Origin of the sequence: Pseudomonas sp. RA_105y_Pfl2_P56 (assembly GCF_963970845.1) — a bacterium.
GTDB classification, from domain to species: domain Bacteria; phylum Pseudomonadota; class Gammaproteobacteria; order Pseudomonadales; family Pseudomonadaceae; genus Aquipseudomonas; species Aquipseudomonas baetica_A.
Genome location: NZ_CAXAPL010000019.1, coordinates 48,663 through 67,056, shown reverse-complemented (window position 1 = coordinate 67,056; position 18,394 = coordinate 48,663). Strand labels below are relative to the sequence as shown.

The window sequence follows — 18,394 nt, the reverse complement described above, 5'->3', positions numbered from 1 at the left end:
CATTGCAGCCAGTGCGCATAAAGTTCGGCGAAGCTCCAGCTATCGATACCGACACACCACTCCTGGCGACTCTGTTTGGTGCCTAGCGTTCGGCTCAGCGGCAGCTCTTCCCAGACACGCGGTGATTCGTCAGCCTTGGTCAGCTGGATATAACGAACCCAGCCCGGGGCAGGTGCAGATTCACCGCTGCGAGCCTTGAGCATTTGCAGAATCCACTCGCGCTCGACCTCAACCGCGTCTTTCATCGGTTGCTGCGCACTCAGACGTTCCGGGTAGAGCCGTTCGGCGCTGAGCACATTATTGGACACCGCCAGATTGCCGCGCCGCAGCAGGCAAACGTACAGGGCGAAATCCAGGGTCGCGACAAAGCAGTGGCCCTCTTGAGTCAGCACCGGCAACAGCTCGACGAGATCCGCACGTCGAAACAAGGCATTGGTGAAACCGCCCAGCACATTGACCGGGAATTTTTCAAAAATGCCCAGCAGGTCGTCACCCTTGAACAGACCGCTGTGGGGTGACAAAGAAGTGTTTTCCAAGCGCGCCGGCAGGATGATGTCGTTGGCGTCCCAGAACAGACGCTGAGCCAGCACCAGGCTGACTTCCTCGCGCAACATCTCGTGCGCCTGCTGCTCGATGCAGGCAGCATAGAGATGGTCATCGTCACAGAGGAACTTGACGAATTCGCCCTGCGCCTGATCGAGGCACGCCTTGAGGTTGCCGACCATGCCCAGGGTGCGCGGGTTGCGCACATAACGCACGGCAACACCGGACTGCTCAGCCACGACGGTGACAATCCCTTCGATCTGCTGGCCCCGACTGTCGTCGCAGACAATGATCTCAAGGTGCGCGTATGTCTGGCTGACAGCACTGTTCAATGCCCGCTCGAAGAAACGCGGATTGAAGGCGGGAATAACGAGGCTGACAAGAGGAAGTGAATTCACGGCGGGCTCACAGGCGGTACGAGCCCGCTCGGAAAAGCGAGCCCTTGATACCGCTAAAAAACAAAACTGAGGGACAAGGCAACCGGGCGCTTACGCGCCCGTTGGCGTCAGATCTTGTTGAACAGACCCAACTGACTGATCTTGCTGAACGCCAGTTGTGCAGCCTGCAGCATGGTTTGTTGCAAGGTCAGGCGCGTCATCACTTCAGCCGGATCCGAATCGCGGATCGAACCTTGAGTGGTGGTGTTCGCGGTACTCAAGCTGTCGTTCGTGGAGGCTTGCATATCCAGCGCCTGGCCGCGAGCACCAATTTCGGTGACCGCGGTGCCGATTTGATTGCTGGCCGCATCGATGTTGCCGATACCTGCCTCCATCGCGCCCTGGAATTGTTGCTTGGCCACCGGATCACCATCGATCGGTGTGTTCAGTGCGGTGATCATCTGACCCAGGGTATCAAGCACGTTCTGGGTCTGGTGATCGTTCGATCTGATCGAAAACTGATCGCCGGCGGCCGGCGCAGCGCCCAGCGCGAAAGTGACGCCCGCAGCAGTAGCATTGCTACCCACGACAGTCCCCGAGGACACGGGTTTGCTGTCGGCAGTGACCGGCGCTGCGTACAGATCGAAAGCGGTGGCGCTGGTGAACTTGAGGACTGCGCCACCCTGCGGGAAGGCTGCCGTGTACGCTGCCTCGTCGGTGATGCTGGACCCCGAGATCACCGCAGTCGACGAGTTGCCAGGGCTGCGCGTGGTGGAAAACGAATCCGGCGCAGTCGACAGCTGGAAGCTGTGGCCGGCAATGACCGCGTCCGGGTTGGTGTCACCGGTCTTCAGGTTGATGTTCAGCTTCATGTCGACGCCACGGAAGCTGACCGTCTGGTTGGCACCGCTACTGTTACTGACCAAGCCGTTCTGGCTTGCTTCAGCAGTCACATCGTTGCCCAAGGCATCAGTGATTTTCAGTTGGGTGCTGCTGAGGAAGCTGACGGTGTAAGGCTGGCCAGCGGTGAACTTGGAGTCATAGGTGGCGGCTGTGCCGACTGTACCGTTGGACAGCACGACGCGCCCGTCATCCACGGCTGGCGCGGTCATGGTGACGTTGGTACGCGCGGTATTGATGGTCTGCTGGAAAGCAGCCCAACCAGTGGTGTTGGTGCCGACCGTCATGCCATCACCGATGCCCAGGTTGATCGTGGTCTGATCACCGTTGTAGGAATAGGTGCCGTCAGCATTCTGCGAGTACGGCGCAGTATCAGTTTTCGAACCGGAGAACAGGTAGTTGCCGCCAGCATCCTTGGCGTTCATCAGGCCCAGCACTTGTTGCTGGATCTGGCCCAGTTCCGAAGCGTAAGCCTGGCGATCCTTGTCGGTGGCCGTGCCGTTGTTGGCGGCGAGAGCGAGTTCCTTGGCGCGCGCCAACGCGGTGGTGATTGAATCCAGCGTGGACTCTTGCACGTTCAATGCACTTTTGGTGGTGTCGACGTTGGTCTTGTACTGATCCAGCATTGCGGCCTGTTGACCCAGCTGCAGCAAGCGCCCGGCACCGACCGGATCATCGGCCGCGGTGTTGATGCGCTGCAGGCTGCTCGCCTCGCTGGCGGTGGCAACGGCCTTGTTGAAATTACGCTGATAGTCCGACGCTTGCGTGCCGTAATACTGGGCGGTGGAAATGCGCATGAATTACGACTCCTTAAAGGCTGTTAATCAGTGTGGCGAAAGTTTCCTGCGCAGCTTTGATGATCTGCGAAGACGCTGTGTAGTACTGCTGGTATTTGACCAGGTTGCCGGTTTCTTCGTCCAGGTTGACCCCGGACAACGAGTCGCGAGCACCTTTGGCGTTATCCAGAATCGCCGTGGTGGCCGCGCTGTCGGACTTGCCTTGGGCGGTCTTGGTACCGACGTTGGTGACCAGCTTGTTGTAGGCGTCTGTCAGGCTGATGCCCTTGCTCGCCGAACCGGTGTCGACGGTCTGTTGCGTTTGCAGGCCAACCAGGGCCTGCGCATTGCGATTGTCCGAGGACGCCGCACCGGTCAGGTTCATGGTGAAGGTTTCGCCGGACTTCGGCGTGCCGCCGACGGTAGTCTGCACCGTGAAGGTCTTCTGTACGTTCGGCGTGACGGTTGTGTCCATCACCGGGTTGCCGCTGGCATCGACGACGCCGACTTGCAGGTTCAGCGTGTTCGATTGGCCGGGAACGATCGTGCCGGTGCCAATGGTTGCCCCCTTGGCATCCACCAGGTTGTACGACTGGCTGCCACCGCTCGCCGCGCCGAACACCAGCTTGACCGGCGTCGAGTTCTTCAAAGCCGCCTGCATATCAGCCTGGGCAGTCGGGTTGTAGATATCAATCTTGTCGCTGAGCGTCGGCTGAGTGTAAGTCCCCAGGCCGGCAGCGCTGGCCACGCCGGTCAACGGACCTGCCGCAGCAATTTTCTTCGGATCGGTGAGCACCGTCTGGATGCTTGTGGCCGCATTACGGGTCGGAGTCACTTTAAAGGTGTCACCGGCGCTCAACGCACCACCATTGAGTGCGAGGGTGAAACCGTCGATCACTGGCGGCGGATTGGTCGTAGTGCTGAAGGCGCCCAGGTCGGTACCGTCAGAACGCTTGACGGTGTAGTCAGTGGCGCTGGTGAACGTTACCTGATAATCGCTGGTGGTCAGCTTGCCGGTGTCCTTGATGGTGACATCGAGGTTGCCCGAACCTGCACTGTTACCCGACTGCGCGATGCTGCGCTGACTGATCAGTGCGGCACTGTTGATGTTGTTGAAAATCGCCGCGCCGAAGTCACCGTTCTTGTCGATGCCTTGGGCTTGCTGGCTGTTGACTTGATCAGCGATCACCAGCGCCACTCGGCCCAACTCGTTGAGTGACGGGTCAAGGACTTCTTTGCGGTAAGTGAGCAGGCCGCCAATTTCGCCACCGCTCATCGCCGAAGTGATGTCGATGGTGCTCGAACCGCGATCCATCTGGATGGCCATGCGCGACGGATCGGTTTTGCTCGCGACCATGCTCAGCGTGTTGGTGGTGTTGCCGATCACCAGCGGCTGACCGCTGCCAATGTAGACGTCGAAACTGGTGCCACGCTCAACAACCTGTGCGCCCGTCAGTTCGGAGAGCTGGCGAACGGCTTCGTTACGGCTGTCCAGCAGATCGTTCGGCGCGCCCCCGCTGGTGGAGATCTCACCGATCTTCTGGTTCAGATTGGCAATCGAAGTGGCCAGTTTGTTCACCTGGCCCGTCATGTCGCCAAGGCTGCCGTTGATGGTGGTGTTCTGATCGTTGAGCTGTTTGGCGATGGTATTGAAACGACTGGTCAGCGCCTGAGCCCCCGTCAGCACCGATTGACGCGAGGTATCATCGGTCGCCGACGTCGAAACGCCCTGCATCGTCGTGAAGAATTTTTGCAGCACACCGGTCAGGCCGGTGTTGGTGTCCGACAGCATGGAGTCCAGCGGCGTAGCCTGGGCCAGAAAAGAGGCCGACTCGCTGTCGAGCGAGGTTGCTGTGTGCAGTTGGCTTTCCAGATATGAGTTATACACCCGGCGCACGTCAGCCAGGGTCGTGCCCGTACCAATGAAAACAGTGCCGAACTGCTGCGAGGATTTGGTGCCCTGCACGGTTTGCTGACGTGAATAACCGGCGGTGTCGACGTTGGCAATGTTGTTGCCTGTCGTAGCCAAAGAGGACTGGCTGGCCGACAGTCCCGACATCCCGATATTGAGCAAACTCATGGTTCAGACCTTATACCTTGTGCCTTATAAAGGCGTGGTGGATACACCCGCCGCAGCGTAGTTTTGGAAACTGTTCATCTGCTTGGCAATCTGCGAAATCTTGTTTGCGTAGTTCGGGTCGGTGGCGTAACCGGCCTTTTGCAACTCGCGTACAAACTGTTCTGGGTTATCGGCCGACTTCAGCACATCTTGATAGCGATTATTGCTCTGCAGCAAAGTCACCAGATCATGGAAGCTGTCCTTGTACGAGGCGTAGGAACGGAACTCGGCCGTCTCCTTGACCATCGCGCCATTACGGAACTCGCTGGTGATTGCCCGGGCCGAATCACCCTTCCAGTTACTGCTGGCCTTGATGCCGAACAGGTTGTGGCTGCTACTGCCATCCTGTGCGCGCATGACCGATTTGCCCCAACCGGTTTCCAGTGCCGCTTGCGCCACCAGATAACGTGGATCGACACCGATACGGTCAGCCGCTTCCTTGGCCATGGGCAGCATGGTGTTGACGAATTCGTCGGCGGAGCTGAAGGCTTTCTTCGCCGGGGCCAGCGGAATCTGTGCCACCGCACGGCCGTAAACCTGCATCTGCCCGCCGGAAGCCTTATCGGCCTCGGCGCGTGCCAGCCAGTCGCCGTTGTACAACGGACCTGCGCCAGTGGTGGCGGCCGTCGTAGCGCGCTGTGGCAATTGTGTCGCGGCGTTCGTCGCAGTGGCCGACGGCACCAGACCCGCGAGCAGGCGATCAGCCAGTTTCGGTGGCAAAGCCAAACGCCGCTGATTGATCAATGCCATGTCGTTGCGATGGTCCAGTTGCGTGTTCGGCGCATTGACTGAACGCGAGGCCCACAATGGACGTTCGCCATTGAGTCGCGACAACGGGCCATGGGTGGCGACCGTGCCAGCGGCAATCGGCGTTGCCACGGCAGCAGCCTTGGCTTTGGCTTCTTCCTGCTTGGCGGCGGACGCGGCCGCCGCCAAGCCGGACGCCAGGGGCTTGTTCTTCGACATCTGGCGCATCAGCACGTCGGCCAGACCGATACCACCGCCCTCGCGGGACAGCGACACGGCCAGTTGCTGGTCGTACATTTTCTGATACTGCTTGGCCGCCGGCGTGTTGAGCGGATTGTCCTGCCCCAGCGCCTCGGTGGCCGAACGCATCGACTTGAGCATCTCGCCGAGAAACAGCGACTCGAACTCCTGCGCCACTTTGCGCATGTTCGCATCGCTGTCCTTGTCGCCAACCTTGAGCTGGTTCAGGCGATTGAGGTCAGAGTAAGAACCCGAATCGCTGCTACTGACCAGCCCGCTCTTGCGCATGTCCATGGTCGTCGTCCTCAGATCACGATCAGGTCGGCTTGCAACGCGCCGGCCTGCTTCAGTGCTTCAAGGATCGCCATCAAGTCACCCGGCGCCGCGCCGACCTGGTTCACCGCCCGGACGATCTCGTCGAGGGTGGTGCCCGGGCCGAACTTGAACATTGGCTTGGCTTCTTGCTGGGCATTGACCCGCGAGCGCGGCACAACGGCAGTCTGGCCGTTGGACAACGGGCCCGGCTGGCTGACGATCGGGTCTTCGGTGATGGTCACGGTCAGGCTGCCGTGGGTGACGGCGGCTGGCGAGACTTTCACGTTCTGACCGATGACGATGGTGCCGGTACGCGAGTTGATGATGACTTTGGCCACCGCCTGACCGGGGTCGACTTCAAGGTTTTCCAGAATCGACAGATAGTCGACACGCTGGCTCGGGTCGAGCGGTGCGGTGACGCGAACCGATCCACCATCAACGGCCTGCGCCACACCAGGGCCGAGCATGTCGTTGATCTTGTCGACGATGCGCTTGGCAGTGGTGAAGTCAGAACGATTGAGGTTCAGCGTCAGGCTGTTGCCCTGATTGAAACCACTCGGCACCGAACGTTCCACCGACGCACCGCCAGGAATACGACCGGCCGACGGAACGTTGACAGTGATCTTCGAACCGTCGCGACCTTCGGCATCAAAACCGCCCACCACCAGGTTGCCCTGAGCGATGGCGTAGACATTACCGTCGATACCCTTGAGCGGCGTCAGCAGCAACGTGCCGCCGCGCAGGCTCTTGGAGTTACCGATGGACGAAACGGTGATGTCGACTTGTTGACCCGGTTTGGCAAACGCAGGCAGATCGGCACTCACCGACACCGCCGCGACGTTTTTCAACTGCACGTTGCCCGACCCTGCCGGCACCTTGATGCCGAACTGCGAGAGCATGTTGTTGAAGGTCTGCAGGGTGAACGGCGTTTGCGTCGTCTGGTCACCGGTGCCATTCAGCCCGACCACCAGGCCATAGCCGATCAACTGGTTGGAACGCACGCCGGAAATGCTGGCGATGTCCTTCAACCGTTCGGCTTGTGCATTGAAGGCCGCCGACAACAAAAACGCGGCCACCATAAGGCTTCTGAAATTCAACGTAGCCACCTAGAAAGGGAACAGCGGGCTGAGGAAGAAACGGTCGAACCAGCCTGGCTGACTCGCATCGGCAAACGAGCCGGTGCCCGAGTAGGTGATGCGCGCATCGGCGACACGGGTCGACGACACGGTGTTGTCAGTGGCGATGTCATCGGCACGTACCAGACCGGCGATCCGCACCAGCTCATCGCCGGTATTGAGGGTCATCCACTTCTCGCCGCGCACAGCGATGATGCCATTGGGCAGCACGTCGGCCACGGTCACGGTAATCGAACCGGTCAGGCTGTTGCTCTGGCCGGACTTGCTGTCGCCCTTGGTTGCGCGGTCGCCGCTGTAGCCGACGTCCAGGCTCAGATCAGTACTGCCCAACGGGTTGTTGAGGGTACCGCTGCCGCCAAACAACGAAGTCAGGCCGATGCCGGTCTTGCTGTTCTTGGCCACTTGCGAGTTGGCGTTTTTGCTCGCCTGGGTTCTCTCGTTCAGGGTGATGGTGATGATGTCACCGACCCGGAACGCCTTGCGGTCGCTGTACAGGTTCTGCTCGAAGCCGGCCTGATAGATCGAGCCGTTGTTGGCTGCCGCCGGCAACGGCGTGCGCGGCAACACCGGAGCGTAGTAAGGGTCATTGGGCTTGGGCGTCGGAGCGACGCAGCCCGCGAGCGAGACGACTCCACTCAATGCCAGAACAGATACGAAGCGATTCATGACCCTACCTCACGGTGTTGCAGGCGACCTCATGGCCGCCTCATAGACTTGATTACAGATTCTGCGTTACGAACGAGAGCATCTGGTCGGCGGTGGAGATCACCTTGGAGTTCATCTCGTAAGCGCGCTGAGTGGTGATCATGTTGACCATCTCTTCAACGGTGCTGACGTTGGAGGTTTCCAGGGTGTTCTGCAGTGTGGTGCCGAAACCGTTCAGGCCCGGCGTACCGACTTGCGGCGCACCCGACGCAGCGGTTTCCAGGAACAGGTTGTTACCCACCGCTTGCAGACCGGCCGGGTTGATGAAGTCGGCGGTTTGCAGGTTGCCGATCACCTGGGATGCCGGGTTACCGGCAACGGTGATCGAGACGGTGCCATCACGACCCACAGTGAAGGTCTGCGCATCGTTCGGGATGACGATGGCGGGTTCCAGGGCGAAACCGCTGGCATTGACGACCTGGCCATTGGAATCGAGGTGAAAAGTACCGTCACGGGTGTAGGACGTGGTGCCGTCCGGCTGCAGAATCTGGAAGAAACCGCGACCATCAACGGCCAGATCCAGCGGCTGCTCGGTGGTTTGCAGGCTACCGGCGGTGAAGTTTTTCTGCGTACCGACGATGCGCACACCCGTACCCACTTGCAGACCCGACGGCAGCTCGCTGTCCTGAGTCGACTGGGCGCCTGGCTGACGCTTGATCTGATACAGCAAGTCCTGGAATTCGGCGCGATCACGTTTGAAACCCGTAGTCGAGACGTTCGCCAGGTTGTTGGAAATGGTCGTCAGGTTGGTGTCCTGGGCGGACAGACCTGTTTTGGCAACCCATAGAGCCGGAAGCATTCGATTCTCCTCGTGCGCCTGTTTTACGGCGCGACGTTCTGATAATTAGCTGATCTGCAAGACCCGAGCCATGGCCTGGTCGTCGTCTTTGGCGGTGTTCATCATCTTGACGTGCAACTCGAACTGCTTGGCCAGGGCCAGCACCGATGTCATCTCTTCCACGGCATTGACGTTGCTCGACTCCAGGAAACCCGACACCAGTTTGACATTGGCATCGGCCGGCGCAGGCTTGCCGTCCTTGGTGTAAATCGAGCCATCGAGGCCCTTATTCATGTTCTTGATGTCCGGGTTGACCAGTTTGATCCGGTCCACCTCTGCCATGACGCGCGGGCCTTCGCCCATCGCACGAATACTGATGGTGCCGTCTTCACCGACTTCGATCTGCTGCTCGGGCGGCACGGCGATCGGACCGCCATTGCCCATCACCGGCATGCCGTTGCCGGCGCGCAGTACGCCGAGGGCGTCGACATTCAGGCTGCCGGTACGCACGTAGCTTTCGCCACCGTTCGGGTTCTGCACGGCGATCCAACCATTGCCGGCCACGGCGACGTCGAGGTCACGGCCGGTCTGCACCAGCGAGCCTGGGGTGAAATCAGTGGCGGGACGTTCGCTCATGGCATACGCACGCGCCGGAAAGCTGTCACCGAACACCGGCATCGAACGCGCCTGCTCCAGGTCGCGCTGAAAACCATTGGTGGAGATGTTCGCCAGGTTGTTGGCATGCGCCTTTTGCGCCAGTGCGTTCTGGCTGGCGCCGGTCATTGCCACATAAAGGTACTTGTCCACACTCTTTCCTCTGCATGCCGGACGTTTGCCGCCCACCGCTGTACTGCTGAGCCATAAGCAATTTGCAGACCAACTTTTTTCTGGCGGCTTCAGGCCCGGCAAACAAAGGACTTGAGGGGTTTTGCGCGAACGGGAGAAATGTATCGAAGTCGAAAAACCGGCGGTGTTATGCCGGTAGGTGGCAAAGCCTGGCGCTGAGGCTGTCGGTACCAACGCCTTCGCGAGCAAGCTCGCGCCCACAGCGATTGCATTGCAAATGTGCAAGCAGGCTTGCTCGCGAAGAGGCCATCATTACCCACACATGTTTGGGCTATGAATCGGTTTTACCGACTTCATACTCCCGCAACTTATTGGCAATGGTCGTATGCGAAACCCCCAACCGCTTGCCTAATTGCCGACTGCTCGGATGCTCGGAATACAACCGCTCCAGCACTGCTTTCTCAAAGCGCCCGACAATCTCGTCCAAACCACCCTCCAGCGAAAAATCGCCAAGCGGCTGACGCACGCCGTAATCCGGCAGACGAATATGCTCAGCCTTGACCGTACCGCCATCACACAGCGAAACGGCCTGGAACAGCACGTTTTCCAACTGCCGCACATTACCCGGCCAATGGTAATGACTAAGCCGGTCCATCGCCGCCGGTGCCAGTTTGGGCAGCGAACACCCGATCTGCCGACTGGCCTGATCGAGGAAGTGCTCCACCAGCGGCGTCAAGCCATCGAGGCATTCACGCAACGGTGGAATGTGCAGCGAAAGCACGTTCAAGCGGTGATACAAATCCTGGCGAAACTCACCGCGCGCGCACAGCTCCGACAAGTCGACCTGCGTGGCGCAGATCACCCGCACATCCAGATAAACCTCTTCGTCGCTGCCGACCCGACGGAAACAGCCATCCTGCAGAAAACGCAGCAACTTCACCTGCAAACGCGGGCTCATCTCACCGACGCCATCGAGAAACAAGGTGCCGCCCGCCGTCAGCTCCAGCAGCCCGAGTTTGCCTTCGGCGCGCGCACCTTCGAAAGCACCCGGGCCATAGCCAAACAGCTCGGTCTCAGCCATCGACTCCGGCAGCCCCGCGCAATTGAGCGCCATCAACGGCGACTGCCCACGCGGACTGGCGAGGTGGCAGGCGCGCGCCAGCAACTCCTTGCCCGTGCCGGTCTCACCCTCTATCAATAAAGGTGCGTCCAATGGCGCCATGCGTCGCGCCTCGCGCACCACCGCGGCCATGACTTTCGAGCTTTGGAAGATGCTGTCGAACCCGCGCAACTCTTGTTTGCGCACGTTATAGATGCGCTCGCCGACGCGGTCGGCGCGATGCAACGTCAACACCGCACCAGCCATGGCTTCGCTGTCGTCGTGCTCTGATTGCAGCGGTGCGATGTCGGCCAGAAAGACGTCACCCTTGACCTTGACCCGCATACCGTTGATTCGCGATTTGTTGGCGCGCACCAGTTCCGGCAAATCGAAATCCTCGGCATAGCGCGAGAGCGGAATCCCCGGCACCTCATCAACCCGTACGCCCAGCAACTGTGCCGCCGCCCGGTTCGCCGCGACAATCGAGCCGCCCATGTCGATCGACAGCACCGGGAATTCCAAGGCGCCGAGCAAGGCATTCAACTCCATGTGCCGTCGCTCGCTGGGCATCAGCCCTACTCGCTTGACCCCGAACACCCCGGCAATCGCCTCGAACTTCGGCCGCAGCGCCTGGAACTGGATATTGATCAGGTTGGGACAATGCAGATAGATCGCGTTGCCGTGCTCACCACCGACCTCGCCGCGCGCGACGTTGATTCCGTAAGCCACCAGCAGGTTGAGGATGTCGCGCAAGATACCGATGCGGTTCTGGCAGTGGACTTTGATGCGCATAGAAAAGGCCTGACAAGGATTAGGTTGAACACAACCCCTGTGCAAGCAAGCGGCTCCCACAGGGTTTTGCGGCGCACCCTGGTCTCACTTTTCTGTCGAGGCGCGCAGATAGTCGTCAAGATTATGTGACACCCAATAGCCTTTTCAAACCTGAAAATCGCAGCAAACGCGAAGCAGACTACAATCCGTAACGAATACTTTACGAAAATCGACGATCTTTCCTACAAGGACGCCATTCAACCCGCTGCAAATCAACACGCTCTCGAGTCATTCTGAGTCCATCGCTGGACATAACAAGAACGAATTCCCCTAGCAGGAGAGCAGCATGAAGCAGACGCAATACGTGGCCCGCGAGCCCGATGCGCAAGGTTTTATCGACTACCCCGCCGAAGAACACGCGGTGTGGAACACGCTGATCACTCGCCAACTGAAAGTGATCGAAGGCCGTGCGTGCCAGGAATATCTGGACGGTATCGAACAACTCGGCCTGCCCCACGACCGCATTCCGCAACTGAGCGAAATCAACAAGGTGCTCGGTGAAACCACTGGCTGGCAGGTCGCTCGCGTCCCGGCACTGATTCCCTTCCAGACGTTCTTTGAACTGCTCGCCAGCAAGCAATTTCCGGTGGCCACGTTTATTCGTACCCGCGAAGAACTCGACTACCTGCAAGAGCCGGACATTTTCCACGAGATTTTTGGTCACTGCCCGCTGCTGACCAACCCGTGGTTCGCTGAATTCACCCACACCTACGGCAAACTCGGCCTGCAAGCGACCAAGGAAGAGCGCGTGTACCTGGCGCGCCTGTACTGGATGACCATCGAGTTCGGCCTGGTCGACACCCCGCAAGGCAAGCGGATCTACGGCGGCGGCATCCTGTCCTCACCGAAAGAAACCGTTTACTGCCTGTCGGACGAACCTGAGCATCAGACATTCGATCCGCTGGAAGCCATGCGCACGCCGTACCGCATCGACATTCTGCAACCACTGTACTTTGTCCTGCCAAACCTCAAGCGCCTGTTCGACGTGGCCCATGAAGACATCATGGCCATGGTCAGACAAGGCATGCAGTTGGGTCTGCATGCACCAAAATTTCCGCCGAAACCAAAAGCGGCGTGAACCGTGGCTTTTGCTTACAAGTGAGTCTGTCCGTTAGCGCCACTTTGGTTTAGCGTGGCGCAATTGACGACCGTTATAAAAAAAACACTCGATTCAGGAATCCAACCATGTCCACTTTGAACCAAGCCCACTGCGAAGCCTGCCGCGCCGATGCGCCACAAGTCAGCGACGAAGAACTGCCGATCCTGATCAAGCAGATCCCTGACTGGAACATCGAAGTACGCGACAGCATCATGCAGCTGGAGAAAGTCTTCCTGTTCAAGAACTTCAAACATGCACTGGCCTTCACCAACGCCGTCGGCGAAATCTCCGAGGCCGAAGGTCACCACCCGGGCCTGTTGACCGAGTGGGGCAAAGTCACCGTGACCTGGTGGAGCCACTCGATCAAAGGCCTGCACCGCAACGACTTCATCATGGCCGCACGCACCGACGAAGTGGCCAAGACCGCAGAAGGACGCAAGTAATGCACTTCGACGCCATTGGCCGGGTACCCGGCGACCCGATCCTCGGTTTGATGGAGGCGTATGCGCAGGACAGCAACCCGCGCAAATTCGACCTGGGTGTTGGCGTCTACAAGGATGCCCAAGGCCTCACGCCAATCCCCGAGGCAGTGAAGATCGCCGAGGCACGGCTGGTCGAAAGCCAGGACACCAAAACCTACATCGGCGGCCACGGCAATCCGTCGTTTGGCAAAGTCATCAATGAGCTGGTACTGGGTGCTGACTCGAAGTTGATCGCCGAACAACGCGCCGGCGCTACTCAGACCCCGGGCGGCACCGGTGCCCTGCGTCTGGCCGCCGACTTCATCGCGCAGTGCTTGCCGGGCAAAGGCGTATGGCTGAGCAACCCGACCTGGCCGATCCACGAAACCATTTTCGCGGCGGCCGGCGTCAAGATCAGTCACTACCCGTATGTGGGCAGCGATAACCGTCTCGACGTCGAAGCCATGCTCGCAGTGCTCAATGAAGCACCGAAGGGCGATGTGGTGCTGTTGCATGCGTGCTGCCACAACCCGACCGGTTTCGACCTGAACCACGACGACTGGCAGCGCGTGCTGGAAGTCGTGCGCCGTCGCGATTTGCTGCCGCTGATCGACTTTGCCTACCAGGGCTTTGGCGATGGTCTGGAGCAAGACGCGTGGCCGACCCGCTTGTTCGCCGCGCAACTGCCGGAGTTGCTGATCACCAGTTCCTGCTCGAAGAACTTCGGCCTGTATCGCGACCGCACCGGCGCGCTGATCGTCTGCGCGAACACCGCCGACAAGCTCATCGACATTCGCAGCCAACTGGCCAACATCGCCCGCAACCTGTGGTCGACCCCACCGGATCACGGCGCAGCCGTTGTAGCGACCATCCTTGCCGATCCAGAGCTGAAAAGCCGCTGGGCCGACGAAGTGGAGGCCATGCGTTTGCGTATCGCGCAATTACGCAGCGGTTTGGTCGAGGCGCTGGAGCCCCATGGTCTGCGTGAGCGTTTTGCGCACATTGGCGTGCAGCGCGGAATGTTCTCTTACACCGGCCTGTCACCCGAGCAAGTGAAACAACTGCGCGAGCAACACAGCGTTTACATGGTCAGCTCAGGCCGGGCGAACGTGGCCGGTATCGACGCCACACGCCTCGCCTTGCTGGCACAAGCGATCGCTGACGTCAGCAAATAGATCCAGCCACACAAACCGCTGTGGGAGCGGGCTTGCTCGCGAAGGCGCAGTGTCAGTCGACAATTAAGTTGCCTGATACACCGCCTTCGCGAGCAAGCCCGCTCCCACATTTACTTTGCGGTGATCTTTGTTTTTGCTCCCCCTGCGGCCATTTGTCGCAATAATTCGAATTAAAAGTCTGATTGTCATTTTTCCTGCTGTATCCTGCTCAGGCTTTCAAAAAGCGCGGATCTACCAGATCTATCAACAGACTTAGCGAGGAGCGCAACCATGCACGAGATTCCTAATCTCCCCTTCCCAAGCCTGCACGTACCTGAGCAGACGACCACGCAACAAGCCGGCGCGGGGCAGCCCGAACCGAAAGAAGCCGTTGAGAGCCGTCCGGCCGACAGCGAAGAGTAACCCCGCCGTACAGACCGTGTGGAAAGCGCTAACATGCGCTTTCCACACTGCCTGAAACCCCGAGCCCGCCATGACCGACGAATTCTCCGAAAGCCAAGCCGCCGTTCTGATCGGTGCCACCGAGAAAATGATCGAAATCTGGAGTCGGCTCTCCCCCGAGAAGCAAGCCGCCCTGCTCGCCCGTTTCGGCAGCGAAGAGAACGCACTTGCCGCACTGGTCACCACGCAACTGGTCGCCCCCGCCAAACCCTGAAACCGTCGACCGGCAAATAGTTTTACTTTTCCCCGCCCCTGAAACGTTCGCGCCGGTATCATGAGCAGCCTATCTAATCTGCTGCTCCCGTGGACCTTTACCCATGTCGTTCTCTATGTCAGAGCCCCAGCGCCCCCTGGCGGTCACGCTGCAAGTCGTTTCCATCGTCCTCTTCACCTTTATCGGCTATCTGAACATCGGCATTCCACTCGCTGTACTGCCGGGCTACGTCCACAGCGACCTCGGTTTCGGCGCGGTAATCGCTGGCCTGGTGATCAGCGTGCAGTATCTGGCCACCCTGCTCAGCCGTCCGTATGCAGGCAAGATCATCGACAACAAGGGCAGCAAGCTGGCAGTGATGTATGGCTTGGCGGGCTGTGGTTTGAGCGGTGTGTTCATGCTGATTTCAGCATGGACACCGAACATGCCGATGCTCAGCCTGATCAGCCTGTTGATCGGCCGACTGGTGCTGGGCAGCGCGGAAAGTCTGGTCGGTTCCGGCTCGATCGGCTGGGGCATTGGTCGGGTTGGCGCGGCGAACACCGCCAAAGTGATCTCGTGGAACGGCATCGCCAGCTATGGCGCGCTGGCAATTGGCGCACCGTTCGGCGTGTGGCTGGTCAGCCGTCTGGGCTTGTGGAGCATGGGGGTGAGCATCATTCTGCTGGCCGCGTTGGGCCTGTTACTGGCCTGGCCAAAAACCGCCGCGCCGATTGTCGTCGGTGAACGTCTACCATTCATGCATGTGCTGGGCCGCGTTCTCCCTCACGGCTGCGGCCTGGCGCTGGGTTCAATCGGCTTCGGTACCATCGCCACCTTCATCACCCTCTATTACGCCACTCAGCAATGGGACAACGCGGTGCTCTGCCTGAGTCTGTTCGGCGCCAGTTTCATCGGTGCGCGCCTGCTGTTCGGCAACCTGATCAATCGTCTTGGAGGCTTTCGCGTGGCGATTGCCTGCCTGTCGGTGGAAACCCTTGGCCTATTGCTGTTGTGGCTGGCACCGGATGCCCATTGGGCATTGGCCGGCGCAGCGTTGAGCGGTTTTGGTTTCTCGCTGGTATTCCCGGCGCTGGGTGTGGAAGCGGTGAATCTGGTGCCCGCGTCCAGTCGCGGCGCGGCAGTCGGCGCTTACTCGCTGTTCATCGATTTGTCGCTGGGGATCACCGGGCCATTGGCCGGTGCGATTGCGGCAGGCTTCGGTTTTGCCTCGATCTTCCTGTTCGCCGCCCTCGCTTCTCTAAGTGGATTGGCGTTGAGCGTCTATCTGTACCGTCACACCGCCAAGTATCGGGAAGACTAGAAATCCACCTTGCCGCGCCCAGCCTTGATACTGCCGCGCTTGGTTTTCGATTCAAGCCGACGCTTCTTCGAGCCAAGGGTCGGCTTGGTCGGGCGGCGTTTCTTTTCGACTTTGGTGGCGCTCAGGATCAACTCGACCAGACGCTCCAGCGCATCGGCGCGGTTGGCTTCCTGCGTACGATATTGCTGGGCCTTGATGATCAACACGCCATCGCTGGTGATGCGACTGTCGCGCAACGCGAGCAGTCGCTCCTTGTAGAAATCAGGCAAGGACGAGGCCGGAATGTCGAAGCGCAGGAGCATGGCGCTGGAGACTTTGTTGACATTCTGCCCGCCGGCGCCTTGGGCACGGATGGCCGTCAATTCGATCTCGGCATCCGGCAGATGCACGTTGTTGGAAACCCTCAGCATTGCATTCTCATAGTGATTCCGAATAACTCTCAGTATCCGTAAAGCCCTTGATTATTATGGCTTTAGGCGTTCTTCTATTGTCTCAGTGTTTCACTCTACAACGTTACTTTTCAGGCGAAACGGGAAACAAACGGGAAAATGGCCAAGCGCATTCGACTGACAGAAATGGAAGCCTACAACGTCAAGGGCAAGAAATCCGAACCTATAGGCTCCCGTGGCAAAGGCACCCTGACACTCGAGCGCAAGACGGCGGGGTTCATCAACGGCTACTACCGAGAGCGCACCAACGCAGGGGACAAGCGCATAGCATTGGGCACATTGACCAAAAACCCACGCCCCGACACGAATGAAATGGATCTGGACGCTATGCGACTGGCGGCGCTGCGTGTCGCTACCGCGTCAATCGCTGCGGGTGGGCTGGAACAGTACCTGGAACAACAATTGGCCCTAAAGGCCACAGCAGCGGCAGAGTTGGCACAGGTCGCCGCGCAAGCCGCCCTTGAGGCGAGACGCGGCACCTTCGGCGACCTGTTGGACAGCTACGTCGCTCACCTGGAAATGTCAGGAAAGGTGAGTCATAGGGCCGTAGCGAACCAATTCAAGTCTCATATCAAGGACTATCACTCCGACCTCATTCAGCGCCCCGCCGCCCTGATCGAGCCCGAGGATATCCAGCTCATCTTATCCGGCGTGCTGGGACGCAAACCCAAAGGCCGAGGGGTCGGCAACCATGCTGCAGGCGGTGCATCAAACGATATGCGCTCGATCTGCAACAACCTCCGTCTGTCACTGCAAGCAGCCTTCAGTCACGCCGTCAAAGCGCACCTCTCGCCTGAACGAATGGCGCACAGCGGTAAAGTGTTTGCCATACAGGCCAACCCTGTTCGGGATGTTCCGTCCGTACAAGGAGCCAAGCGAGCCAATACGGAATCACTGACGCCGTCGGAGATGGGCGAACTGCTGCGTTACCTGGACAAATTACCCGAGCCTAAACGGGGCATAGCCAACGCCCTAATCTACCTCGGCGGGCAGCGGATGACCCAGCTTTGCTCCGTGCCCTGGAACGCCGTTACCGACGACACCATTTGCCTTATGGACTCCAAGGGGCGCAAAGATCAAGCCTGGGAGCACCTCCTACCCATCACAAAGCGCATTGCCGAAATAATGGCCCCCATGGTCGAGCACCACATAGGCGATGGCCCTTTCTCCTTCTCAGAAGGCACGACTGCAAGCACCTCAACGATCATCAAGGCGTTCAGCGAGGCAGGCCAGGTGCTGGCAAAGGCCGGCAAGACTCGCCTCTTCACCTATCGCAATGTTCGTGTCACTGCTGAAACCCTAATGGCGCACCAGGGCATCAGTTCAGAGGTGCGCGCTTGGCTGCTGTCGCATGGCCGCAGTGGGGTGCAAGCGAAGCACTACGACCGATACGCCTATCTACCAGAAAAACGTGCCGCTCTGGAGCAATGGGGGCGCTACTTGGATGCCTTAGTAAAGGGAGACCAGTCCAGCAGCAATGTCGTTTTACTCACCCGCAGGAAAAAATCCGACGAACGGTAGATTGGTGACCATTGCCGGGCATATTGACATATGTGTCCCATATGCCCCTTGGGGAAGCTCTTTAAGCATCGAAAGGCAGTTCAAACACGCGCTCTGTCGACACCTTAGAGTTGAATGCGCCTGAAACGCCCCGCTACCATGTGGGCACTGGCGAGTTATGTCGTGACGCCCTAAACACCAAAGAACATTGGGCAAATCAGCAAAGTCGGTAATTAGCAGGCAAGAAAAAGCCCCGGTATTTGAGGTACCGAGGCCGATTCGGAAAGGAACGTTGGAGCGTCCCCTGCATACCGCAACAAGCCAGTACGCCATCCGAGAGACGAAGCTTTTTGAGGGGCTTCTTTGCGGGCTTTTGGCCTGCCATGAAACTGTATTGCCA

16 protein-coding genes and 1 pseudogene are annotated in these 18,394 nt (G+C 59.2%); 7 read left to right on the top strand and 10 right to left on the bottom strand.

Annotation, left to right across the window (positions count from 1 at the left end; translation table 11 throughout):
* Nucleotides 1-419: 419 nt before the first annotated feature.
* The 9 genes and pseudogenes from AACY11_RS28420 to AACY11_RS14935 form a co-directional block, all read right to left on the bottom strand.
* A pseudogene (locus AACY11_RS28420) lies at nt 420-941 on the bottom strand (glycosyltransferase family 2 protein); the annotation flags it as partial.
* A 107-nt stretch (nt 942-1,048) separates the two neighbouring features.
* Nucleotides 1,049-2,617, bottom strand: coding sequence for a flagellar hook-associated protein 3 (locus AACY11_RS14970; protein WP_339495102.1), 1,569 nt, complete (start codon nt 2,615-2,617; stop codon nt 1,049-1,051).
* Nucleotides 2,618-2,630: 13 nt separating this feature from the next.
* Complete coding sequence (gene flgK, locus AACY11_RS14965) at nt 2,631-4,676, bottom strand: flagellar hook-associated protein FlgK (protein WP_339432634.1); 2,046 nt, start codon at nt 4,674-4,676, stop codon at nt 2,631-2,633.
* Between the two features lie 24 nt (nt 4,677-4,700).
* A complete protein-coding gene (flgJ, locus tag AACY11_RS14960) occupies nt 4,701-5,996 on the bottom strand; it encodes a flagellar assembly peptidoglycan hydrolase FlgJ (protein ID WP_339495100.1) in 1,296 nt (431 codons plus the stop codon).
* A gap of 11 nt (nt 5,997-6,007) precedes the next feature.
* The gene (locus tag AACY11_RS14955; protein ID WP_221732045.1) at nt 6,008-7,096 is read right to left on the bottom strand and encodes a flagellar basal body P-ring protein FlgI; all 1,089 of its coding nucleotides are present in this window, start codon (nt 7,094-7,096) and stop codon (nt 6,008-6,010) included.
* 27 nt (nt 7,097-7,123) lie between these two features.
* Nucleotides 7,124-7,819 carry a flagellar basal body L-ring protein FlgH gene (gene flgH, locus AACY11_RS14950; protein ID WP_339432636.1) on the bottom strand — a complete coding sequence of 232 codons (696 nt, stop codon included), beginning with the start codon at nt 7,817-7,819 and terminating at the stop codon, nt 7,124-7,126.
* 52 nt (nt 7,820-7,871) lie between these two features.
* Nucleotides 7,872-8,657 (bottom strand): flagellar basal-body rod protein FlgG, encoded by a 786-nt coding sequence (flgG, locus tag AACY11_RS14945; protein ID WP_187677348.1) that lies wholly within the window; start codon nt 8,655-8,657, stop codon nt 7,872-7,874.
* A 45-nt stretch (nt 8,658-8,702) separates the two neighbouring features.
* Nucleotides 8,703-9,443, bottom strand: a complete 741-nt coding sequence (locus tag AACY11_RS14940) for a flagellar basal body rod protein FlgF (protein ID WP_339495099.1) — start codon at nt 9,441-9,443, stop codon at nt 8,703-8,705.
* Between the two features lie 310 nt (nt 9,444-9,753).
* The gene (locus tag AACY11_RS14935) at nt 9,754-11,313 is read right to left on the bottom strand and encodes a sigma-54-dependent transcriptional regulator (protein WP_221732010.1); all 1,560 of its coding nucleotides are present in this window, start codon (nt 11,311-11,313) and stop codon (nt 9,754-9,756) included.
* 325 nt (nt 11,314-11,638) lie between these two features.
* Between AACY11_RS14935 and phhA the strand changes: the two genes are divergently transcribed.
* The 6 genes from phhA to AACY11_RS14905 all read left to right on the top strand — a co-directional run bounded on the left by phhA (nt 11,639) and on the right by AACY11_RS14905 (nt 16,045).
* Nucleotides 11,639-12,430: a phenylalanine 4-monooxygenase gene (gene phhA, locus AACY11_RS14930; RefSeq protein WP_339432637.1), complete on the top strand. Its 792-nt coding sequence runs from the start codon at nt 11,639-11,641 to the stop codon at nt 12,428-12,430.
* Nucleotides 12,431-12,537: 107 nt separating this feature from the next.
* Nucleotides 12,538-12,894: a 4a-hydroxytetrahydrobiopterin dehydratase gene (locus tag AACY11_RS14925; RefSeq protein WP_003222798.1), complete on the top strand. Its 357-nt coding sequence runs from the start codon at nt 12,538-12,540 to the stop codon at nt 12,892-12,894.
* Entirely contained in the window at nt 12,894-14,087 is a 1,194-nt protein-coding gene (locus AACY11_RS14920) for an amino acid aminotransferase (RefSeq protein WP_339495098.1), read from the top strand. The genes AACY11_RS14925 and AACY11_RS14920 overlap by 1 nt, the downstream gene beginning before the upstream one ends.
* 270 nt (nt 14,088-14,357) lie before the next feature.
* Nucleotides 14,358-14,489 carry a hypothetical protein gene (locus tag AACY11_RS14915; RefSeq protein WP_260455831.1) on the top strand — a complete coding sequence of 44 codons (132 nt, stop codon included), beginning with the start codon at nt 14,358-14,360 and terminating at the stop codon, nt 14,487-14,489.
* 70 nt (nt 14,490-14,559) lie between these two features.
* Entirely contained in the window at nt 14,560-14,742 is a 183-nt protein-coding gene (locus AACY11_RS14910) for a hypothetical protein (RefSeq protein ID WP_042558181.1), read from the top strand.
* Between the two features lie 103 nt (nt 14,743-14,845).
* A complete protein-coding gene (locus AACY11_RS14905) occupies nt 14,846-16,045 on the top strand; it encodes an MFS transporter (RefSeq protein ID WP_339495096.1) in 1,200 nt (399 codons plus the stop codon).
* On the opposite strand, the gene arfB is transcribed toward AACY11_RS14905, so the two are convergent.
* Nucleotides 16,042-16,455, bottom strand: a complete 414-nt coding sequence (gene arfB / locus AACY11_RS14900; protein WP_339495095.1) for an alternative ribosome rescue aminoacyl-tRNA hydrolase ArfB — start codon at nt 16,453-16,455, stop codon at nt 16,042-16,044. The genes AACY11_RS14905 and arfB overlap by 4 nt on opposite strands.
* A 138-nt stretch (nt 16,456-16,593) precedes the next feature.
* Between arfB and AACY11_RS14895 the strand changes: the two genes are divergently transcribed.
* Nucleotides 16,594-18,015, top strand: a complete 1,422-nt coding sequence (locus AACY11_RS14895) for a tyrosine-type recombinase/integrase (RefSeq protein ID WP_339495093.1) — start codon at nt 16,594-16,596, stop codon at nt 18,013-18,015.
* Nucleotides 18,016-18,394 lie beyond the last annotated feature (379 nt).

Excerpts from the sequence above, each read along its gene's own strand:
- AACY11_RS14970 (WP_339495102.1), bottom strand. The coding sequence starts at position 2,617 with ATGCGCATTTCCACCGCCCAGTATTACGGCACGCAAGCGTCGGACTAT.
- flgK (WP_339432634.1), bottom strand. The coding sequence starts at position 4,676 with ATGAGTTTGCTCAATATCGGGATGTCGGGACTGTCGGCCAGCCAGTCC.
- flgJ (WP_339495100.1), bottom strand. The coding sequence starts at position 5,996 with ATGGACATGCGCAAGAGCGGGCTGGTCAGTAGCAGCGATTCGGGTTCT.
- AACY11_RS14955 (WP_221732045.1), bottom strand. The coding sequence starts at position 7,096 with ATGGTGGCCGCGTTTTTGTTGTCGGCGGCCTTCAATGCACAAGCCGAA.
- flgH (WP_339432636.1), bottom strand. The coding sequence starts at position 7,819 with ATGAATCGCTTCGTATCTGTTCTGGCATTGAGTGGAGTCGTCTCGCTC.
- flgG (WP_187677348.1), bottom strand. The coding sequence starts at position 8,657 with ATGCTTCCGGCTCTATGGGTTGCCAAAACAGGTCTGTCCGCCCAGGAC.
- AACY11_RS14935 (WP_221732010.1), bottom strand. The coding sequence starts at position 11,313 with ATGCGCATCAAAGTCCACTGCCAGAACCGCATCGGTATCTTGCGCGAC.
- phhA (WP_339432637.1), top strand. The coding sequence starts at position 11,639 with ATGAAGCAGACGCAATACGTGGCCCGCGAGCCCGATGCGCAAGGTTTT.
- AACY11_RS14925 (WP_003222798.1), top strand. The coding sequence starts at position 12,538 with ATGTCCACTTTGAACCAAGCCCACTGCGAAGCCTGCCGCGCCGATGCG.
- AACY11_RS14920 (WP_339495098.1), top strand. The coding sequence starts at position 12,894 with ATGCACTTCGACGCCATTGGCCGGGTACCCGGCGACCCGATCCTCGGT.
- AACY11_RS14915 (WP_260455831.1), top strand. The coding sequence starts at position 14,358 with ATGCACGAGATTCCTAATCTCCCCTTCCCAAGCCTGCACGTACCTGAG.
- AACY11_RS14910 (WP_042558181.1), top strand. The coding sequence starts at position 14,560 with ATGACCGACGAATTCTCCGAAAGCCAAGCCGCCGTTCTGATCGGTGCC.
- AACY11_RS14905 (WP_339495096.1), top strand. The coding sequence starts at position 14,846 with ATGTCGTTCTCTATGTCAGAGCCCCAGCGCCCCCTGGCGGTCACGCTG.
- arfB (WP_339495095.1), bottom strand. The coding sequence starts at position 16,455 with ATGCTGAGGGTTTCCAACAACGTGCATCTGCCGGATGCCGAGATCGAA.
- AACY11_RS14895 (WP_339495093.1), top strand. The coding sequence starts at position 16,594 with ATGGCCAAGCGCATTCGACTGACAGAAATGGAAGCCTACAACGTCAAG.